This window comes from Streptomyces sp. NPDC051064 (assembly GCF_044455985.1).
Lineage (GTDB): Bacteria > Actinomycetota > Actinomycetes > Streptomycetales > Streptomycetaceae > Streptomyces.
In genome coordinates, this window is record NZ_JBITFK010000001.1 from 1,420,550 (window position 1) to 1,435,747 (window position 15,198).

Annotated in this window: 14 protein-coding genes; 2 read left to right on the top strand and 12 right to left on the bottom strand. The window is 71.2% G+C overall.

What is annotated here, in order from left to right:
* Positions 1-8: 8 nt before the first annotated feature.
* A complete protein-coding gene (locus ACIBCU_RS06615) occupies positions 9-434 on the bottom strand; it encodes a hypothetical protein (RefSeq protein ID WP_362926984.1) in 426 nt (141 codons plus the stop codon).
* Between the two features lie 204 nt (positions 435-638).
* On the opposite strand from ACIBCU_RS06615, the gene ACIBCU_RS06620 reads away from it, so the two are divergent.
* Positions 639-1,196, top strand: coding sequence for a hypothetical protein (locus tag ACIBCU_RS06620; protein ID WP_399229692.1), 558 nt, complete (start codon positions 639-641; stop codon positions 1,194-1,196).
* A gap of 19 nt (positions 1,197-1,215) precedes the next feature.
* Here ACIBCU_RS06620 and ACIBCU_RS06625 read toward each other — a convergent pair whose 3' ends face one another.
* The 9 genes from ACIBCU_RS06625 to ACIBCU_RS06665 all read right to left on the bottom strand — a co-directional run bounded on the left by ACIBCU_RS06625 (position 1,216) and on the right by ACIBCU_RS06665 (position 12,260).
* A complete protein-coding gene (locus ACIBCU_RS06625; RefSeq protein ID WP_362926986.1) occupies positions 1,216-3,549 on the bottom strand; it encodes a xanthine dehydrogenase family protein molybdopterin-binding subunit in 2,334 nt (777 codons plus the stop codon).
* 79 nt (positions 3,550-3,628) lie between these two features.
* Positions 3,629-5,146 carry a (2Fe-2S)-binding protein gene (locus ACIBCU_RS06630; protein ID WP_399229694.1) on the bottom strand — a complete coding sequence of 506 codons (1,518 nt, stop codon included), beginning with the start codon at positions 5,144-5,146 and terminating at the stop codon, positions 3,629-3,631.
* A complete protein-coding gene (locus tag ACIBCU_RS06635; protein WP_362926988.1) occupies positions 5,143-6,039 on the bottom strand; it encodes an FAD binding domain-containing protein in 897 nt (298 codons plus the stop codon). The genes ACIBCU_RS06630 and ACIBCU_RS06635 overlap by 4 nt, the downstream gene beginning before the upstream one ends.
* A 249-nt stretch (positions 6,040-6,288) precedes the next feature.
* Entirely contained in the window at positions 6,289-7,926 is a 1,638-nt protein-coding gene (locus ACIBCU_RS06640) for a beta-N-acetylhexosaminidase (protein WP_399229697.1), read from the bottom strand.
* Between the two features lie 3 nt (positions 7,927-7,929).
* Positions 7,930-8,778 carry a carbohydrate ABC transporter permease gene (locus ACIBCU_RS06645; RefSeq protein WP_399229699.1) on the bottom strand — a complete coding sequence of 283 codons (849 nt, stop codon included), beginning with the start codon at positions 8,776-8,778 and terminating at the stop codon, positions 7,930-7,932.
* Positions 8,775-9,746 (bottom strand): sugar ABC transporter permease, encoded by a 972-nt coding sequence (locus tag ACIBCU_RS06650; RefSeq protein WP_362926991.1) that lies wholly within the window; start codon positions 9,744-9,746, stop codon positions 8,775-8,777. Before ACIBCU_RS06650 ends, ACIBCU_RS06645 begins: the two co-directional genes overlap by 4 nt.
* Before the next feature lie 2 nt (positions 9,747-9,748).
* Complete coding sequence (locus ACIBCU_RS06655) at positions 9,749-11,053, bottom strand: extracellular solute-binding protein (RefSeq protein ID WP_362926992.1); 1,305 nt, start codon at positions 11,051-11,053, stop codon at positions 9,749-9,751.
* Positions 11,054-11,348: 295 nt separating this feature from the next.
* The gene (locus ACIBCU_RS06660) at positions 11,349-11,657 is read right to left on the bottom strand and encodes a DUF3039 domain-containing protein (protein WP_399229702.1); all 309 of its coding nucleotides are present in this window, start codon (positions 11,655-11,657) and stop codon (positions 11,349-11,351) included.
* 30 nt (positions 11,658-11,687) lie between these two features.
* Positions 11,688-12,260, bottom strand: coding sequence for a YqgE/AlgH family protein (locus tag ACIBCU_RS06665; protein WP_362926993.1), 573 nt, complete (start codon positions 12,258-12,260; stop codon positions 11,688-11,690).
* 287 nt (positions 12,261-12,547) lie between these two features.
* On the opposite strand from ACIBCU_RS06665, the gene murA reads away from it, so the two are divergent.
* The gene (gene murA / locus ACIBCU_RS06670; protein WP_362926994.1) at positions 12,548-13,888 is read left to right on the top strand and encodes a UDP-N-acetylglucosamine 1-carboxyvinyltransferase; all 1,341 of its coding nucleotides are present in this window, start codon (positions 12,548-12,550) and stop codon (positions 13,886-13,888) included.
* A gap of 345 nt (positions 13,889-14,233) precedes the next feature.
* On the opposite strand, the gene ACIBCU_RS06675 is transcribed toward murA, so the two are convergent.
* Together ACIBCU_RS06675 and ACIBCU_RS06680 are read right to left on the bottom strand one after the other, a co-directional pair.
* On the bottom strand, positions 14,234-14,515 hold the full coding sequence (locus ACIBCU_RS06675; protein ID WP_003968811.1) for an HU family DNA-binding protein: 282 nt from the start codon (positions 14,513-14,515) through the stop codon (positions 14,234-14,236).
* Between the two features lie 401 nt (positions 14,516-14,916).
* Positions 14,917-15,198 (bottom strand): malic enzyme-like NAD(P)-binding protein (locus ACIBCU_RS06680; protein WP_393766344.1); only part of this gene is annotated, 282 nt, incomplete at its 5' end.

The window sequence follows — 15,198 nt, forward strand, 5'->3', positions numbered from 1 at the left end:
CCCGCCCCCTACTTCATGTATTCCGTGAGCTTGGAGATCGGCGCCAGATCTCCCTCGATCTTCACGTCGTCCTTCGCGTGCTGGGCCTTGGTGAAATCCAGGTGATTCGAAATGTGCGCAAGAGAATCCAGAAGGGTCTTCAGGTGTGTGTTCCAGCGGTCATGCACCTTGAGCACCGCAGAACCGCTCGCGAAATTACCGTTGGTGAGCGCGATGGCTGCCTCGAAGGTGGCAGGACGGGCGTGGTCGCCCTGCCGGGACACCTTCGTCCGCAGGTCATAGGCGTCATTTCCGATAGAACCGAGATCGTCGCGATTGACCACCAGGTCGCCGGAACTTCCCCCGCCGCCCTCGGCCGGGACACTGTTGATCCGCATGGCGCTGCGCGCGGCCGCGGCCGCGCGTAGTTCGGCCCATTCCTGTTCGAAGGTCACGAATTTCCCCAAGTCCGTCTCTACATACCGCTTCGTCCGAGACGCGCGGCCATCGGCCTGCTCACCGTACCGGTTTCGTCCTCACCGGCACCGATCGGACGAGAATATCGAGGCTCGACCGAGACCCGGCTCGCGCCGGTTCCGGCGAGTAGCATCTGCCCCCTTGTCCGGCACCGATTCAGCGGAATCACGGGGAGTGCGTACATGTCGGCCGTCGTCTTCTTGTTCGCCATCGCCGCCGCATTCCTGGTCATCGCGCTGGCCGGCCCGTACCGGCTGTACTGGCGGGCCCGGCCGCACGCGGGGCGGCAGCCGTCGGACGCGGCTCTGGCGGTGGGGCGGATCGCCGCCTTCGGGGTGGCCGGGGTGTTCGTCTTCGGTGGGTGCTCGGTCCAGGCCGGCGTCGACCAGAGGTCCTGGAGCGCGAGCGAGGTCCGGGAGGCCGCCGAGGACGCGGCCGAGTCCATGGCCGCCGACACTCAGATCCGCCGCGACCCGACGGACGGCTACACCTCACTGATCGAGGCGGCCGTCCTGAAGGCCGGCGAGGACCAGGGGCCCTTGTACAAGGTTTCCGTGGAGCGGGCCGGCGAGGGGCACGACTACGAGATAGCGGCGGGCGGTAGCGACACCACCGTCTGCATGCGCGTCACGGAGGAGGAGTCCTCGGAGGGCGGAATCTTCGTCCCGGGCGCGGACGGCAGCAGCAACTCCATTCCCGAGTACGAGCTGACCGCCACCGTCGACGACGGCGCCTGCTGAGCCGGCAGGCGCCGCCGGATCAGGACTTGGGCGCGGCCACCGCCGCCTGGGGGCGGATCGGCAGCCGGTTGACCGGGCGGCCCGTCGCTGCGCGGACCGCCGAGGCCACCGCCGCAGGGGAGGTCACCACCGGGGCCGCCGAGGCCGGCTTGGCGCCGAAGGGGGCCACCACGTCGCGTTCCTCGACCAGCTTGACGATGTGGATGTCCGGCGCGTCCAGGGACGTCGGGAGGGCGTAACCGGTGAGGTCCGGGTGGCGGATCACGCCGCGAGCGGTGCGGAGGTTCTCCGTGAGGGCCGCGCCGATGCCCTGGGTGACGCCCGCCTCGATGCGGGTCGCCAGCTGGGACGGGTTGAGGATCCGGCCGACATCCTGGGCGACCGCCATCTCGACCACCCGGACCGAGCCGAGTTCGATGTCGACGTCGACCACCGCGCGGACCGCGCAGAAGGCCAGGCCCACGAACGCGTCGCCCTGTCCGGACTCGTCCAGGGGCTCGGTGGGGTGGGGGCGGCACTGGGCGGTGGCCCAGAGTTCCTTGCCCTCCATCGCCTCCGTGACCGTCGTGGACAGCACACCGTCGTACGAGGTGATCTTGCCGTCGGCGATCTGGAGGAGCTCCGTGGACATCCCGAACTTGTGGGCCAGCGGCTGGAGGAGCTGCGTACGGACCATCTTGGCGGCGCGTTCGATCGCGCCGCCCGAGACCCACGTGTGGCGGCCGTGCGTCGCCGGGCCCGCCGGGGGCTGGTCGGTGTCCACCGCCGCCACGTGGACCTCTTCGACGCCCAGGGTCTCCTGGACGATCTGGCGGGCGAGGGTGGTGAAGCCCTGGCCGGTCTCGACGGCCGCGCAGACGACGGTGGCGACGCCGTCATGGACCCGCACCGTGGCTGTGGAGACCTCGTCGGCACCCTCGGCGCCGAGCATGTGGACCATGCCCAGGGCGTAGCCGACACCCCTCCGAACGGCTCCGGGTTCACCGGCGCCCTCCGGGCCCCCCGGGAGCAGCCAGTCGTCCTCCGGCGTGTCCTTGGGGAGCGCAGGGAGCGGGAAGTCACGGAGCGCGCCGAGGAGTTCGGCCACGGGCGCGGGGCAGGTCACGGTCTGGCTGGTGGGCAGGATGTCGCCCGTGGAGAGGGCGTTGCGCAGGCGGAGCTCGACCGGGTCGATGCCCAGCTTGGCCGCCAGTTTGTCCATCTGGCCCTCGTACGCGGCGCAGACCTGCATCGCGCCCTCGCCCCGCACATGCCCGGAGGGCGGATTGTTCGTACGGACCGCCCAGCCCTCGATGAAGGCGTGCGGGACGACGTACGGCCCGCAGGCGAAGGCCACGGCGGCGGCCAGGGACTCGGACGAGGAGTCGGCGTAGGCGCCCGCGTCGAGCAGGATCTGCGCCTCGACCTTGACCAGTCTGCCCTGCGCGTCCGCGTGGTGGCGGTAGCGCAGCAGGGTGGGGTGGCGGTGGGCGTGCCCGAGGAAGGACTCCTCGCGGGTGGCGGCCAGTTTGACGGGGCAGCCGGTGCGCAGCGCGAGCAGACCCAGCGGGATCTGGAAGCCGGGGTCCTCCCGGTCGCCGGTCGCTCCGGGGACACCGGTCACGACGACCTTGACCCGCTCGGGGTCCAGGCCGAAGCAGGCGGCGGCCAGATCGCGGTCGGTGTGCGGGTCGGTGGACGCCGTGTAGAGCTCGACGCCCCCGTCGGGGCGGGGCACGGCGAGGCCGGCCTCCGCGCCGATCGGGGCGGGGTCCTGACGGCCGATGCGGTACAGGCCCTCGACGATGACCTCGCCCACGGTGTCCGGGTCGCCGTAACGCAGCGGGATGTGGCGGATGAGGTTGCCGTCGGGGTGGAGGGGCTCGGCGGCGAAGGCCTTCTCGGGGTCGGTGACCGGTTCGAGGACCTCGTACTCGACGGTGATCGCCGCGGCGGCCAGCCGGGCGGTGTCGGGGTGGTCCGCCGCGACGGCGGCGATCGCCTCGCCGTGGTGGCGTACGAGCTCGGAGGCGAACACGGGACGGTCGACGACCCGGCGGCCGTACGAGCCGTCCCCGGGGATGTCCTCGTGCGTGACAACCGCGCGCACCCCGGGCATGCCGACGGCGGCCGCCGTGTCGATCGAGACGATGCGCGCGTGCGGGTGCGGGGAACGCAGCACCGCGGCCCACAGCAGCCCCTCGGCCCACAGGTCGGCCGCGTACGGGAAGGTGCCCTCCGTCTTGGCGCGGGCGTCGGCGGGCGGCAGCGAGGTGCCCAGTCCGAGCGCGGGCGGCTCCTGGTCCGGGCCGGGGCCCTCGGGCGGCGGTGTGGTGTGCGTGGTGCTGGTCGCGGTGGCTGCGTCGCTGGTCACGCCGCCTCCTTGTCGTTCGCTCCGCTGCGGCGGCTGGTGGGGGTGGGGATGACCGGTGGTGCGGGTGACGGCACGGTGTTCACCGGACGTCTCCCTCGTGTGCCCGGACGCTGCCCGCGCCGGGGGCGGCCTGGTGCGGGATGCGCGGTTCGGCGTCGTCCGCAGCGGTCGCCGCCGCGTCCGCGGTCGCCTCCCGGCCGGCGACGACGTCGCGTACGGCGTCGAGCACACCCCGGTAGCCGGAACACCTGCAGAGGTTGCCGCACAGGGCCTGCCGGGTCTCCAGCTCGCTGGGGGCGTGGTTGCCCTCCAGGAGGTCGTGGACGGTCATGGCCATCCCGGGGATGCAGAATCCGCACTGGACGGCCCCGCACTCGGCCAGGGCCCGCTGGACGTCGGACGGTTCGCCGTCCACCGCGAGCCCCTCGACGGTACGGACCTCGCTGCCCGCGGTCGTGGCGGCGGGAACCAGGCAGGAGGCCACGAGGCGGCCGTCGACCTGGACGTTGCAGGCACCGCACTCGCCCTGCGAGCAACCGTCCTTGGCGCCGGCCAGACCGAGGCGCTCCCGGAGCACGTACAGCAGCGATTCGCCGATCCAGGCGTCGCTGACGGGGCGGTCCACGCCGTTCACATGGAGGACGTACGAGGACGAAGGGTGCTCGCTGGGGCCCGCCAGGGGAGCCGGGTCGGCGGGCTCCTCCGTGGGCACGGGGCCGTGTTCGAGGGTGGGTTCGAGGCCGGGCCCGGCCTCGGCCGCCTCGGTCCAGGGCGCCTCGGCCGCGGATTCCGGGGCTTCGGCCGCGGAGGCAGCGGCCTCCAGGGGCTCTTCCGGCTCTCCTGCGGCCTCCACGAGGGCCTCGGAGCCCGCGAGGGGCTCCTCCTCGGTCTCCGCGCCCTCCGGGGCCTCCACGGGCTCCGAGGGCCCGGGCGGGGCCTCCTCGGGGGCGGCCTCGGGCTCGGGGGCACGCTCCTGCGTCGCCCACGGCGCGGATGCGCCGCCGGGCAGCGTGGCCGGGGGCGGGTCGGCGTACCACTGGGAGGCCATCGCCGACGACGCGAACTCGCCGGACTCCTCCGGGAGGTCGCCGTTCGCCACCGGGATCGTCCACTCGCCGGTGTGACCGGCGGGCTCGGGAGCCGGTTCGGGCTCGGGCTCCGCGGGGACGGCCTCGGTGAAATGCCACTGGGCCGTGGTGGACGACGTCTGCGCGTACTGCGACGTGTCCGGGTACGGCTGCTGGTACGGGTCCTGCTGCTGGTTCGGATCGGGCCAGTGCACCGCCTCCGGGGCGGACTCCGTGCCCGGGGAGTGGCCGGCCGCCCGCTCCTGCTGGCTCTGCGTCTGCACGACCCAGCTGCCGGTCGCCGCGGGGTCGAGACCCGCGGCCGGGGTCAGCGGAAGGATCATCGGCGGGACGTAGCCCTGCCCGGGGGCGGCCAGCGGGTCGCTTCCGAGGTCGGCGAGGTCCTCCGGGGGCAGGTGGACGAAGGCGGTCGCGTCGGCGTCGTACTCACCGCCCTGCGGGGTCGGCTGCCAGCCGGCGTACGGGTCGGGCTGCCCGTGCTGCTGCTCGGGGTTCTCTTCATTGCTCACGACAGTGCCCTCCCCAGTGCGCGTCGGGCGAGCGCGGCGACCGTGCGCCGCAGGTGCAGGACGGCGGGCGACAGCGGAGGTGCCTCTCCCCCGTCGTCCGGTGGAGCCTGGTCAGGGATGCAGGCCGCCGCGACGTACTCGCCGAAGGCGGCCAGCGCGTCGGGGGCCAGGCCGCGTTCGCCGTCCCAGTCGATCAAGGAGGCGATCCAGCGTTCGGCCTCCAGGGGCCGCAGAGGCATCGGGGCGATCGCGCCGACGGCGCAGCGCACCCCGCGCCGCGCCGGGTCCAGGACGATCGCCACGGAGGCGGTGGCGCGGCCGGGTCCGGTGCGGCCGGTCGCCTTGAGGAAGACCTGGGGGGCGTGCAGCAGGGGCACGCGGACGAAGCCGATCAGCTCGGCGGGCTCGAGCATCTCGCGGCCCGCCAGCAGGTGCGACACGGGGATCTCACGGCGGGAGCCCCCGGGGCCCGCGATGACCAGCTCGGCCTCCAGGGCGGCCAGGGCCGGCAGGGCGTCGCCGGTCGGCGCCGCGGTGGCGATGTTCCCGCCGAGCGTCCCGGCGTTACGGATCTGGGGCGGGCCCGCGGCACGCGAGGAGGCCGCCAGCGCGGGGATGAGGGCGGCGAAGTCGGGCCGCCCCATGCGCGCGTGGGTGAGCCCGGCGCCGAGCAGGGCGTGGCCGTCCTGGTAGTGCCAGCCGCGCAGCTCGCTGATCCGGCCGAGGCCGACCAGCCCCGAGGGGCGCAGGAGGCCCTTGTTGACGGCCGACATGAGGTCCGTGCCCCCGGCGACGGGAACGGCGGCAGGCATGGCGCCGAGAGCCGCCACGGCCTCGTCGAGCGAGGCCGGGAGCGTCACCGACTGCATCGCCTGCGGTGCGTGCGTGGTCAACCCAGCTGCCCCTTCCCGGTGTCCCGGCAGTCCCGCCTGTCCGCCGTACGGTACGTGCTCACGGCCGGGACGTGGCAACTCTGGCACATCTTCCGGGCTGTCCGACGCGAGGGTCCGCGAAGGGTGTTTCCACCCCCGACCAGGGGAAAAGTCACTTTTGGCATTCCTTCTGCCCGACGCACGAATTGACGCTCTTCAGCGGGTTCGTACGACTAATTCGGTTCCCCTGGCCGTCGGGTGGGGTGGCGGTCACACGGTCGGGGGCGGCCCCTCGATCGGGCGACCCAGAACGCCGGGCCGGCGTTGCCACGGGTGCGGGCCTGCCGGGGGCCGGTAGCCGACGCCCAGGGCGTCGAGCCGTGCGTAGTGCGTGTTCATCCGGCGTTCGAAGTCGGCGAAGTCCCGCTCACCCGGAGCCGGGAGCCGCGACCAGGCGACCTCGGCGAAGGCGGCGAGCCTCGGGAACACCTGGTAGTCGACGCGGTCCCGGTTCTGCATGACCTCGGTCCAGACGTTGGCCTGGGCGCCCATGATGTGCCGGGCCGCCTCCTCGGAGAGACCCGGGGGAACGGGCTCGAAGCGGTAGACGTCCTCCAGGGTGCGGACGAAGCCGATGGGCATCGGCTCGTCGGGGCCGCCGTCCTGACGGTGGTCCAGGTACACCTGCTGCTCGGGGCACATCACGACGTCGTGCCCGGCCTCGGCGGCCGCGATCCCGCCCGCGTAGCCCCGCCAGGACGACACCGCGGCGCCCTCGGCGAGGCCGCCCTCCAGGATCTCGTCCCAGCCGATGAGCCGGCGGCCCCTGGCCGTGAGCCAGCGGTCGAAGTGGCGGATGAACCAGGACTGGAGCTCGTCCTCGTCGGCCAGGCCGGCCCCGGTCATGCGGGCCTGTGCCGCAGGTGACGCCTTCCACTGGTCCTTGGGGCATTCGTCGCCACCGACATGGATGAAGGGCGAGGTCTCGGCGGGAAACAGGTCGAGCAGTTCCTCGAAGACCCCTTCGAAGAAGCGCAGGGTGTTGTCAGTGGGGGCGAGTACGTTCGGATTGACGCCCCAGGTGTCCCACACGGAAAGCGCGGAGGTGTCGATGACATCGGTGTTGCCCAGTTCCGGATACGCGCTGATCGCTGCCTGCGAGTGGCCCGGGATGTCGATCTCGGGGACCACCCGGATATGCCGCTCGGCGGCGTACGCGACGATTTCGCGGATGTCGTCCTGGGTGTAGAAGCCGCCGTGCGGGGTCTCGTCCCACAGTTCGGAAGCGCGGTGGCCGTATTTGGTGCGTGCGCGCCAGGCGCCCGTTTCCGTGAGCCGGGGGTGGCGCTTGATCTCGACGCGCCAGCCCTGGTCGTCGGTGAGGTGGAAGTGGAAGACGTTCAGTTTGTGGGCGGCCAGCAGATCGAGCATGCGCAGCACGCCGTCCTTGGGCATGAAGTGCCGTGCCACGTCGAGCATCAGGCCGCGCCAGCCGAAGCGGGGGCCGTCCTCGATCTCCGTGAAAGGGATGCTCCTCTTCGCGCCCGGGTCGGCCGGCGCGCGGCGGAACGCCTCGGGACCGAGGAGCTGACGGAGGGTCTGCGCTCCCCAGAACACTCCGGCCGCGCTTCCGCCGGTGACGCGTACGCCGTGGGCGGGCGCGACGGACAGCCGGTAGCCCTCGGGCTCCAGGGTGGCGTCGATCCGCAGGTGGACGGTGTTGCCGGCCGGCTCCGCCGGGGTGGACGGGGCCAGCGGCAGACCGAAGGCGGCTCCCAGGGTGGTGCGCAGCCAGCGTTCCGTGCCCTCGGTCCCGGGGCCGGCATCGAGGGTCGTGGCCCCGTCGAGGAGGAATGCGCCGCTGTCGTCTCCGCCGGTACGCACCGGCGCGGGAATCAGGTTGTCCATGTGTCAGTCCTTCACCGCTCCGCCGAGTCCGGAGACCAGACGGCGCTGTACGAGGACGAAGAAGACCAGTACGGGAACGGTCATCACCGTCGAGGCCGCCATGATCCCGCCCCAGTCGTTCTCGTCGGGTTTGAAGAAGACCAGCAGCGCCATGGGAAGCGTCGACTGGGAGGTGTCGCTGATGATGAACGATTTCGCGAAGAGGAAGTCGTTCCACGTCGAGATGAACGAGAAGACGCTGGTCGCCACGAGGCCGGGAAAGACGAGCGGGAAGAGGATCTGCCACAGGAAGCGGGTGCGGCTCGCCCCGTCGATGTAGGCGGCCTCCTCCAGGGCCTCCGGGACGGCCTTGACGAATCCGCGCAGCATCCAGATCGCGAACGGCAGCGAGAAGGCGAGGTGCGGCAGGATCAGTGATCCCAGGGTGTTCAGCTGACCGAAGTCCCGCATCAGGAAGAACAGCGGGATGGTCAGCGCCTCGACCGGCACCATCTGCGCCACGAGGAACATGATGAGCAGCGTGGTGCGGAACCTGAAGCGGAACCGGGTCACCGCCGTCGCCGCGAGGAAGGCGATCAGCGCGGAAGCGATGACGACCGTGCCGGCGACGACCAGACTGTTGAGGAAGTAGCGGCCGAATTCCTGTTGTTCGAAGACCCTGCGGAACGAGTCGAGGGACGGGGCCAGGGTCCAGGGGCGGGCCTCGGTGGACTGGATCTCGCCCGCCGGCTTGAAGGCGGAGAGCACCATCCAGTACAGCGGGAAGGCGACCACGACGGCGATGACGAGGGCCGCGGCCTCCGCCGCGAGCCTTCCGGGCCGGCGGACGCGCAGCAGCGTGCGTGCGCTCACAGTTCCTCCCCCTGGCGCCGCACCAGGCGCAGATAGACCAGTGTCACGGCCAGCAGGATCACCAGCATCACGACCCCGATCGCCGATCCGAGGCTGTACTGCGAGGACGCGAACGCCTTCTGATACGCGTACACGTTGAGCACCAGGTTCTGGCCGGCGATGCCGCCGCCGTTCGTCATGACGTAGATCTGTGTGAAGACCTTGAAGTCCCAGATGACCGACTGGATGGTGACGACGATCAGGATCGGCCTCAGCATCGGGGCCATGACCGACCGCCAGATCCGCCACTGCGAGGCGCCGTCCAGCGAGGCCGCCTCCAGCACCTCGGTGGGGATCGCGCGGATGCCCGCGTACACGGTCACCATCACGAACGGGAACGAGCACCAGAGCACTTCCAGGAGCACCAGCGCGAAGGCGCTGTAGCGCCCGTACGTCCAGGAGAAGTCGCCGAGGCCCAGCGCCTTGTTGACCGGGCCGAAGTCCGGGTCGAAGAGGAAGACCCAGACGGTCGAGCCGGTGATGGCCGGCGTGGCCCAGGCCCCCAGGGCGGCCATCATGAGCGCGAGCCGGGGCAGGGCGCGGATCCTGGTCAGCAGGACGGCCAGGGCGCAGCCGGTGAACAGGGTGGCGAGCACGCAGGCCGCGGCGAAGACCACGGTCGCGAGGAGCACCTGCCAGAACTGGCTGTCGCCGAAGAGGGTGGCGTAGTTGCCGAACCCCTGGAAGGTGGTCGGCTCGCCCCCGCTGACCTGGGCCTGGGTGTACTCCAGGAAGGAGATCAGGCCCAGCTGGTAGATCGGGTAGACGAGGAGCCCGCCGAGCAGGACGAGCGCCGGGAGCAGATAGAGCCAGGGGGTCCAGCCGGAGCGCCGCGCCGGTGACGCCGGGCGGCGCCGGGGCGCGCGGGACGGTGTCCCGCGCGCCCCCGACACGGCGGGGACCTTGTGCGGTGCGGTGTCGGCGGTCATCGTCAGCCCGCTTCGGCGAACGCCGCGTCCATCTTCTTCGCCGCGTCGTCCGAGGCGGCGGCCACGTCCTTACGGCCGCTGACGATCTCCTGGAACATGGTCGGCAGGACCAGCGAGGCGTCGATCTGGCCCCAGGCCGGGGAGGCCGGGACGAACTTCGCGCCCGCGCCGAGCGTGTCGACGAAGGGGCCGACGAAGGGCTCCTTCTCCGCGGCGGTGTCCAGCACGTCCGTGTACGTCGGCAGGAAGCCCATGGCGTCGAACATCTTCGCCTGCGTCTTCTTGCCGGTCAGGGACTTCATCAGGTCGACCGCGAGGGTGCGGTGCGAACTGCTCCTGAGTACGCCGATGTTGTTGCCTCCGGCGAACGCCGGGGCGATGGAGTCCTTCTTCACGCCGGGCAGCGGCACGACGGCGTACTCGCCCTTCACGCTGCCCGCCTCGACCGCGGCGTGGCTGAAGTCGCCGCCGATCGCCATGGCCGCCTTGCCGGACGCGAAAGCGGTCACGGTCGCGTTGCCGCCCATGGCCGCGCACTTGGCCGCCGGGCAGTTGTCCTCGCCGAAGAGCGAGGTGTAGGCCTCGATGCCCTTCCGGGCCTTGGCACTGTTGATGGCTGACCGGTAGGTCACCCCGGTCTCGTCGGCCAGCTCGCCGCCCTGGGCCCAGATGAAGGGCATCGCCCCGTAGGTGTACGCACCGCCGACCGCGAGGCCGTACAGGTCCGGCTTCTCCTGGTGGATCTTCCTGGCAGTGGAGATCAGCTCGTCCTGGGACCTCGGGGGCTTCATGCCGAGCTCCTCGAAGACATCGGTGCGGTAGTACAACGCCCGTACGCCGACGAAGAGAGGCGCCCCGTAGACCTGGCCGTTCACCGTCACGGAGCGCTTGGCCGTGGGGTCGGTGTCCTTGGCCTCGTCCCAGGCGGCGAACTCCTTGCTGACGTCGGCCAGTCCGCCGTCCTTCACGTATCCGGCGGTGTCGGTGTTGCCGTACTCGATGAGGTCGGGGGCGCTCTTCGGGTCGTTGAAGGCGGCCTTGATGCGCTGGGCGCGGGTGTCGACGGGTATGTACTCGACCTCGACCTCGGCCCCCTCGTGGGACTTCTCGAAGTCGGCGACGGCGGCGTCGACGACCTTCTCCTTGGGCTTGTTGCCGACCTCCTGGAAGAGCCAGACGCGGAGCGTCCCGGACTTCTTGTCGCCCTCGGCGCCGGTGTCGGAGGTCCCCGGCGCGCAGGCGGTGACGGTGAGGCCTGCCAGCACAAGTGCCGCGGCCGGAGTGGCGATTCGGGCAGAAAGCTTCATCCGGGACCCCTACCGGTCAATCGTTGCATTCCATGCAACGTACGTTTCGTTCTGCACAACTCGCAGGAGACTAAGGGCGCCCCAGCACGCCGACAAGTGGTCTCAACCACTCTGTGACCTCGCGGTGCAGCCCCGCGCGCCGCCGGCCCACGCTCCCGCCGTGCCGGGGACGGACACCCAGGGGCTCCCGGGTATGCGAACGGCCCCCGGGGCGCGCGTCTCCGCGCGTCCCGGGGGCCGGGGTCAGGGTCCGGAAAGAGATAAAAGAGCTAAGGGGTGATAAGGGCGGGGCGGGCTACTTCTTGCCGCTGTTGTCCTTGCCGCCCTTGCCCTTGCCCTTGTCCTTGTCGCCGCCGGCGCCCATGGACTCGTAGATCTCCTTGCACATGGGACAGACCGGATACTTCTTCGGGTCGCGTCCGGGAACCCAGACCTTCCCGCACAGCGCCACCACGGGAGTGCCCTCCAGGGCGCTCGCCATGATCTTGTCCTTCTGGACGTAATGGGCGTAGCGCTCGTGGTCACCGTCGCCGTTCGACACCTGCGGCGTCGGCTCTACGAGGGTCCCCGTACCTGCCCCGCGCTCGGGCTCAAGAGTGCTCATAACTGCCAAGCGTACTGAAAGCTCCGCGCATCAGTTCAGCGAAGGGTCGTCCGGATACGTCGCGATCATCGCCAGTTCGCTGCGCTGCCGCCGCAGAACCGCACGCCAGAGGTTCTCCGGGCGTGGCGAGGAGACGTCGCCGGGCTCCGACTCGACCACGTACCAGGCGCCGTCCGTCAGCTCGGTCTCCAGCTGACCCGGCCCCCAGCCCGCGTATCCGGCGAAGATCCGCAGCGAACCGAGCGCCGCCGCCAGCAGCTCCGGCGGCGCGTCCAGGTCCACCAGGCAGATCGCCCCGTGCACCCGGCGCCAGCCGATGGGGGCCGGGGAAGGCCCCTCGTCCCCCGGGATCACCGCCACACCCAGGGCGGAGTCGAGCGACACCGGACCACCCTGGAAGACCACGTCCGGCTCGCCGGTCAGACCGGCCCAGGACGCGAGGATGTCCGCGACGCCGACCGGGGTCGGACGGTTCAGGACCACACCCAGCGAGCCCTCCTCGTCGTGGTCGAGGAGCAGCACCACCGCACGGTCGAAATTCGGGTCCGCCAGGGCGGGTGCGGCCACGAGCAGCCGTCCTGTGAGCGAGGACACCTCCGTCATGGCACCGATGATCCCGCATCTCGGCCCTCCGCGGGGGCCAAGTGGCGCGACCGCCCCCGGACCGCGCCCCTCCGCAGCTCAGGGCGCACGGACGCCGCACGGGCGCACGGGGAGCGCACGATCGGGGGGCTGCCGGACGGGCCGTACGGACGGTGACCCTCCGCAAGGACCGGGGAGCAGAACGTGTTGCGGCGGATTCATGACGCCCCGGCACCTTACGGAAGGGGGGCGGGAGCCCATTACCCTTTTCATGGCCCCCTGCCCGACCACTCCGGAACGCGAGATACATGACCGGCACAGACGATGTCCTGCTTGTCCACGGCGGCACCCCGCTGGAGGGCGAGATCCGCGTCCGAGGCGCCAAGAACCTGGTGCCGAAGGCAATGGTCGCCGCGCTGCTCGGCAGCGGGCCCAGCCGGCTCCGCAACGTGCCCGACATCCGCGATGTGCGGGTGGTCCGGGGGCTGCTGCAGCTGCACGGCGTGACCGTCCGCCCCGGCGACGAGCCGGGCGAACTCATCCTCGACCCGTCGCACGTCGAGAGCGCGAACGTCGCCGACATCGACGCCCACGCGGGCTCGTCGCGCATCCCGATCCTCTTCTGCGGCCCCCTTCTGCACCGTCTGGGCCACGCGTTCATCCCGGGCCTCGGCGGCTGCGACATCGGTGGCCGGCCGATCGACTTCCACTTCGAGGTGCTCCGCCAGTTCGGCGCGGTCATCGAGAAGCGGGCCGACGGCCAGTACCTGGAGGCCCCGCAGCGGCTGCGTGGCACGAAGATCCGGCTGCCCTACCCGTCGGTGGGCTCCACCGAACAGGTGCTGCTGACCGCCGTCCTCGCCGAGGGCGTCACCGAGCTTTCCAACGCCGCTGTCGAGCCGGAGATCGAGGACCTCATCTGCGTACTGCAGAAGATGGGCGCGATCATCTCCATGGACACCGACCGGACCATCCGGATCACGGGTGTCGACAAACTCGACGGTTACACCCACCGGGCGATCCCGGACCGCCTGGAGGCCGCCTCCTGGGCGTCCGCGGCGCTGGCGACCGAGGGCAACATCTACGTGCGCGGCGCCCAGCAGCGCTCGATGATGACCTTCCTCAACACCTTCCGGCGTGTCGGAGGTGCCTTCGAGATCGACGACGAGGGCATCCGCTTCTGGCACCCGGGCGGCGCGCTGAACGCCATCGCCCTGGAGACGGACGTGCACCCCGGCTTCCAGACCGACTGGCAGCAGCCGCTCGTGGTGGCCCTGACGCAGGCCACCGGACTGTCGATCGTCCACGAGACGGTCTACGAGTCCCGGCTCGGCTTCACCTCGGCGCTCAACCAGATGGGTGCGCACATCCAGCTCTACCGCGAGTGCCTCGGGGGCTCCGACTGCCGGTTCGGGCAGCGGAACTTCCTGCACTCGGCGGTCGTGTCCGGGCCCACGAAGCTCCAGGGCGCGGATCTGGTCATCCCCGACCTGCGCGGCGGTTTCTCGTACCTGATCGCCGCCCTGGCGGCCCAGGGCACGTCCCGGGTGCACGGGATCGACCTGATCAACCGCGGCTACGAGAACTTCATGGACAAGCTCGAGAAGCTCGGCGCGAAGGTCGAGCTTCCCGGCGGCTCGCTCGTCTGACCACGCCGACGCGCTCCGGCGTACGCACAGTGCTGCCGCACACAGCATTGCGCACCAGCGCACCACAGTCCGCCGCCCCGGCCCCCACGAGGGACCGGGGCGGCGGGCTTTTCCGTCGTCCGGGCGCCGGGCATCGGTCCAGGCGCCGCAGAACGCCCGTACAGAGCCGAACGGGGCGCCCTGCCCTCCGGGGGCCGCCGGGGGGTGCCGGGGCGCCGCAGACCGCCTCACAGCGCCCGCACGGGCGGTGTGCGCCGCGATGAAGCCCCCCGGACACGGTCACGTGCATGCCGAAGGGCGGCCGCCCCGGTCGGGACGGCCGCCCTTCGTTGATGCCTTGGGGCCTTACTTGCCCTTGGCGGCTTCCTTGAGCTTGGAGCCCGCGGAGACCTTCACGCTGTAGCCGGCCGGGATGTTGATCGGGTCGCCGGTCTGCGGGTTACGAGCGGTGCGAGCGGCACGGTGGGTGCGCTCGAAGGTCAGGAAGCCGGGGATGGTGACCTTCTCGTCGCCCTTGGCGACGATCTCGCCGACGGTCTCGGCGAGGGCGGCCAGAACGGCGTCGGCGTCCTTGCGGGTCACCTCGGCACGGTCGGCCAGGGCGGCCACCAGCTCACTGCGGTTCATGTTTGTACTCCCGTGTTCTTCTTGCCTGTGAGGCGTGAGATCGAAGCCGATGCTGCCAGGGCCCTCTGACAGTCCCCGGACCCGGGTCTGCTGTCAGACCCTCGCGCCCGAATACGCATCCTGCCCCCACCTGCGGCGCTAACGCCAATCCGGAACCCCTCGTCGTCACACGAAAAGCACCACCGATTGCCTGTGATGACGTTCCGTCGACTCGTTGGAGCGGTCCGCAGCGGATGCCGGGCCTGTGGGGCTCGCTGCCCGCCCACCCTAAAGGGGCGTTTGGGACGCCGCGACACGCGACGCGCCGTACGGGCCGCCGGACGTGAGCTACGGCACCGTCCGCAGGAGTCGTGGCCGACCCCCGCGGACGGCGTGTGGCAGGGCCGTCAGGGCGAAAGATCCTAGGCGGGGTCGGACGCCGCCTCGGCAACGCCGGCCGCTTTCGCGGCCTCCCGGACCGCGCCCGCGACCGCGCCCGCGACCTTGTCGTTGAAGACCGAGGGGATGATGTAGTTCGCGTTCACCTCGTCCTCCGCGACCACGTCGGCGAGGGCGCGCGCCGCGGCGAGCATCATCTCCGTGTTGACGGTGCGGGACTGGGCGTCCAGCAGACCGCGGAAGACACCCGGGAAGACCAGCACGTTGTTGATCTGGTTCGGGAAGTCGGAGCGCCCGGTGGCGAC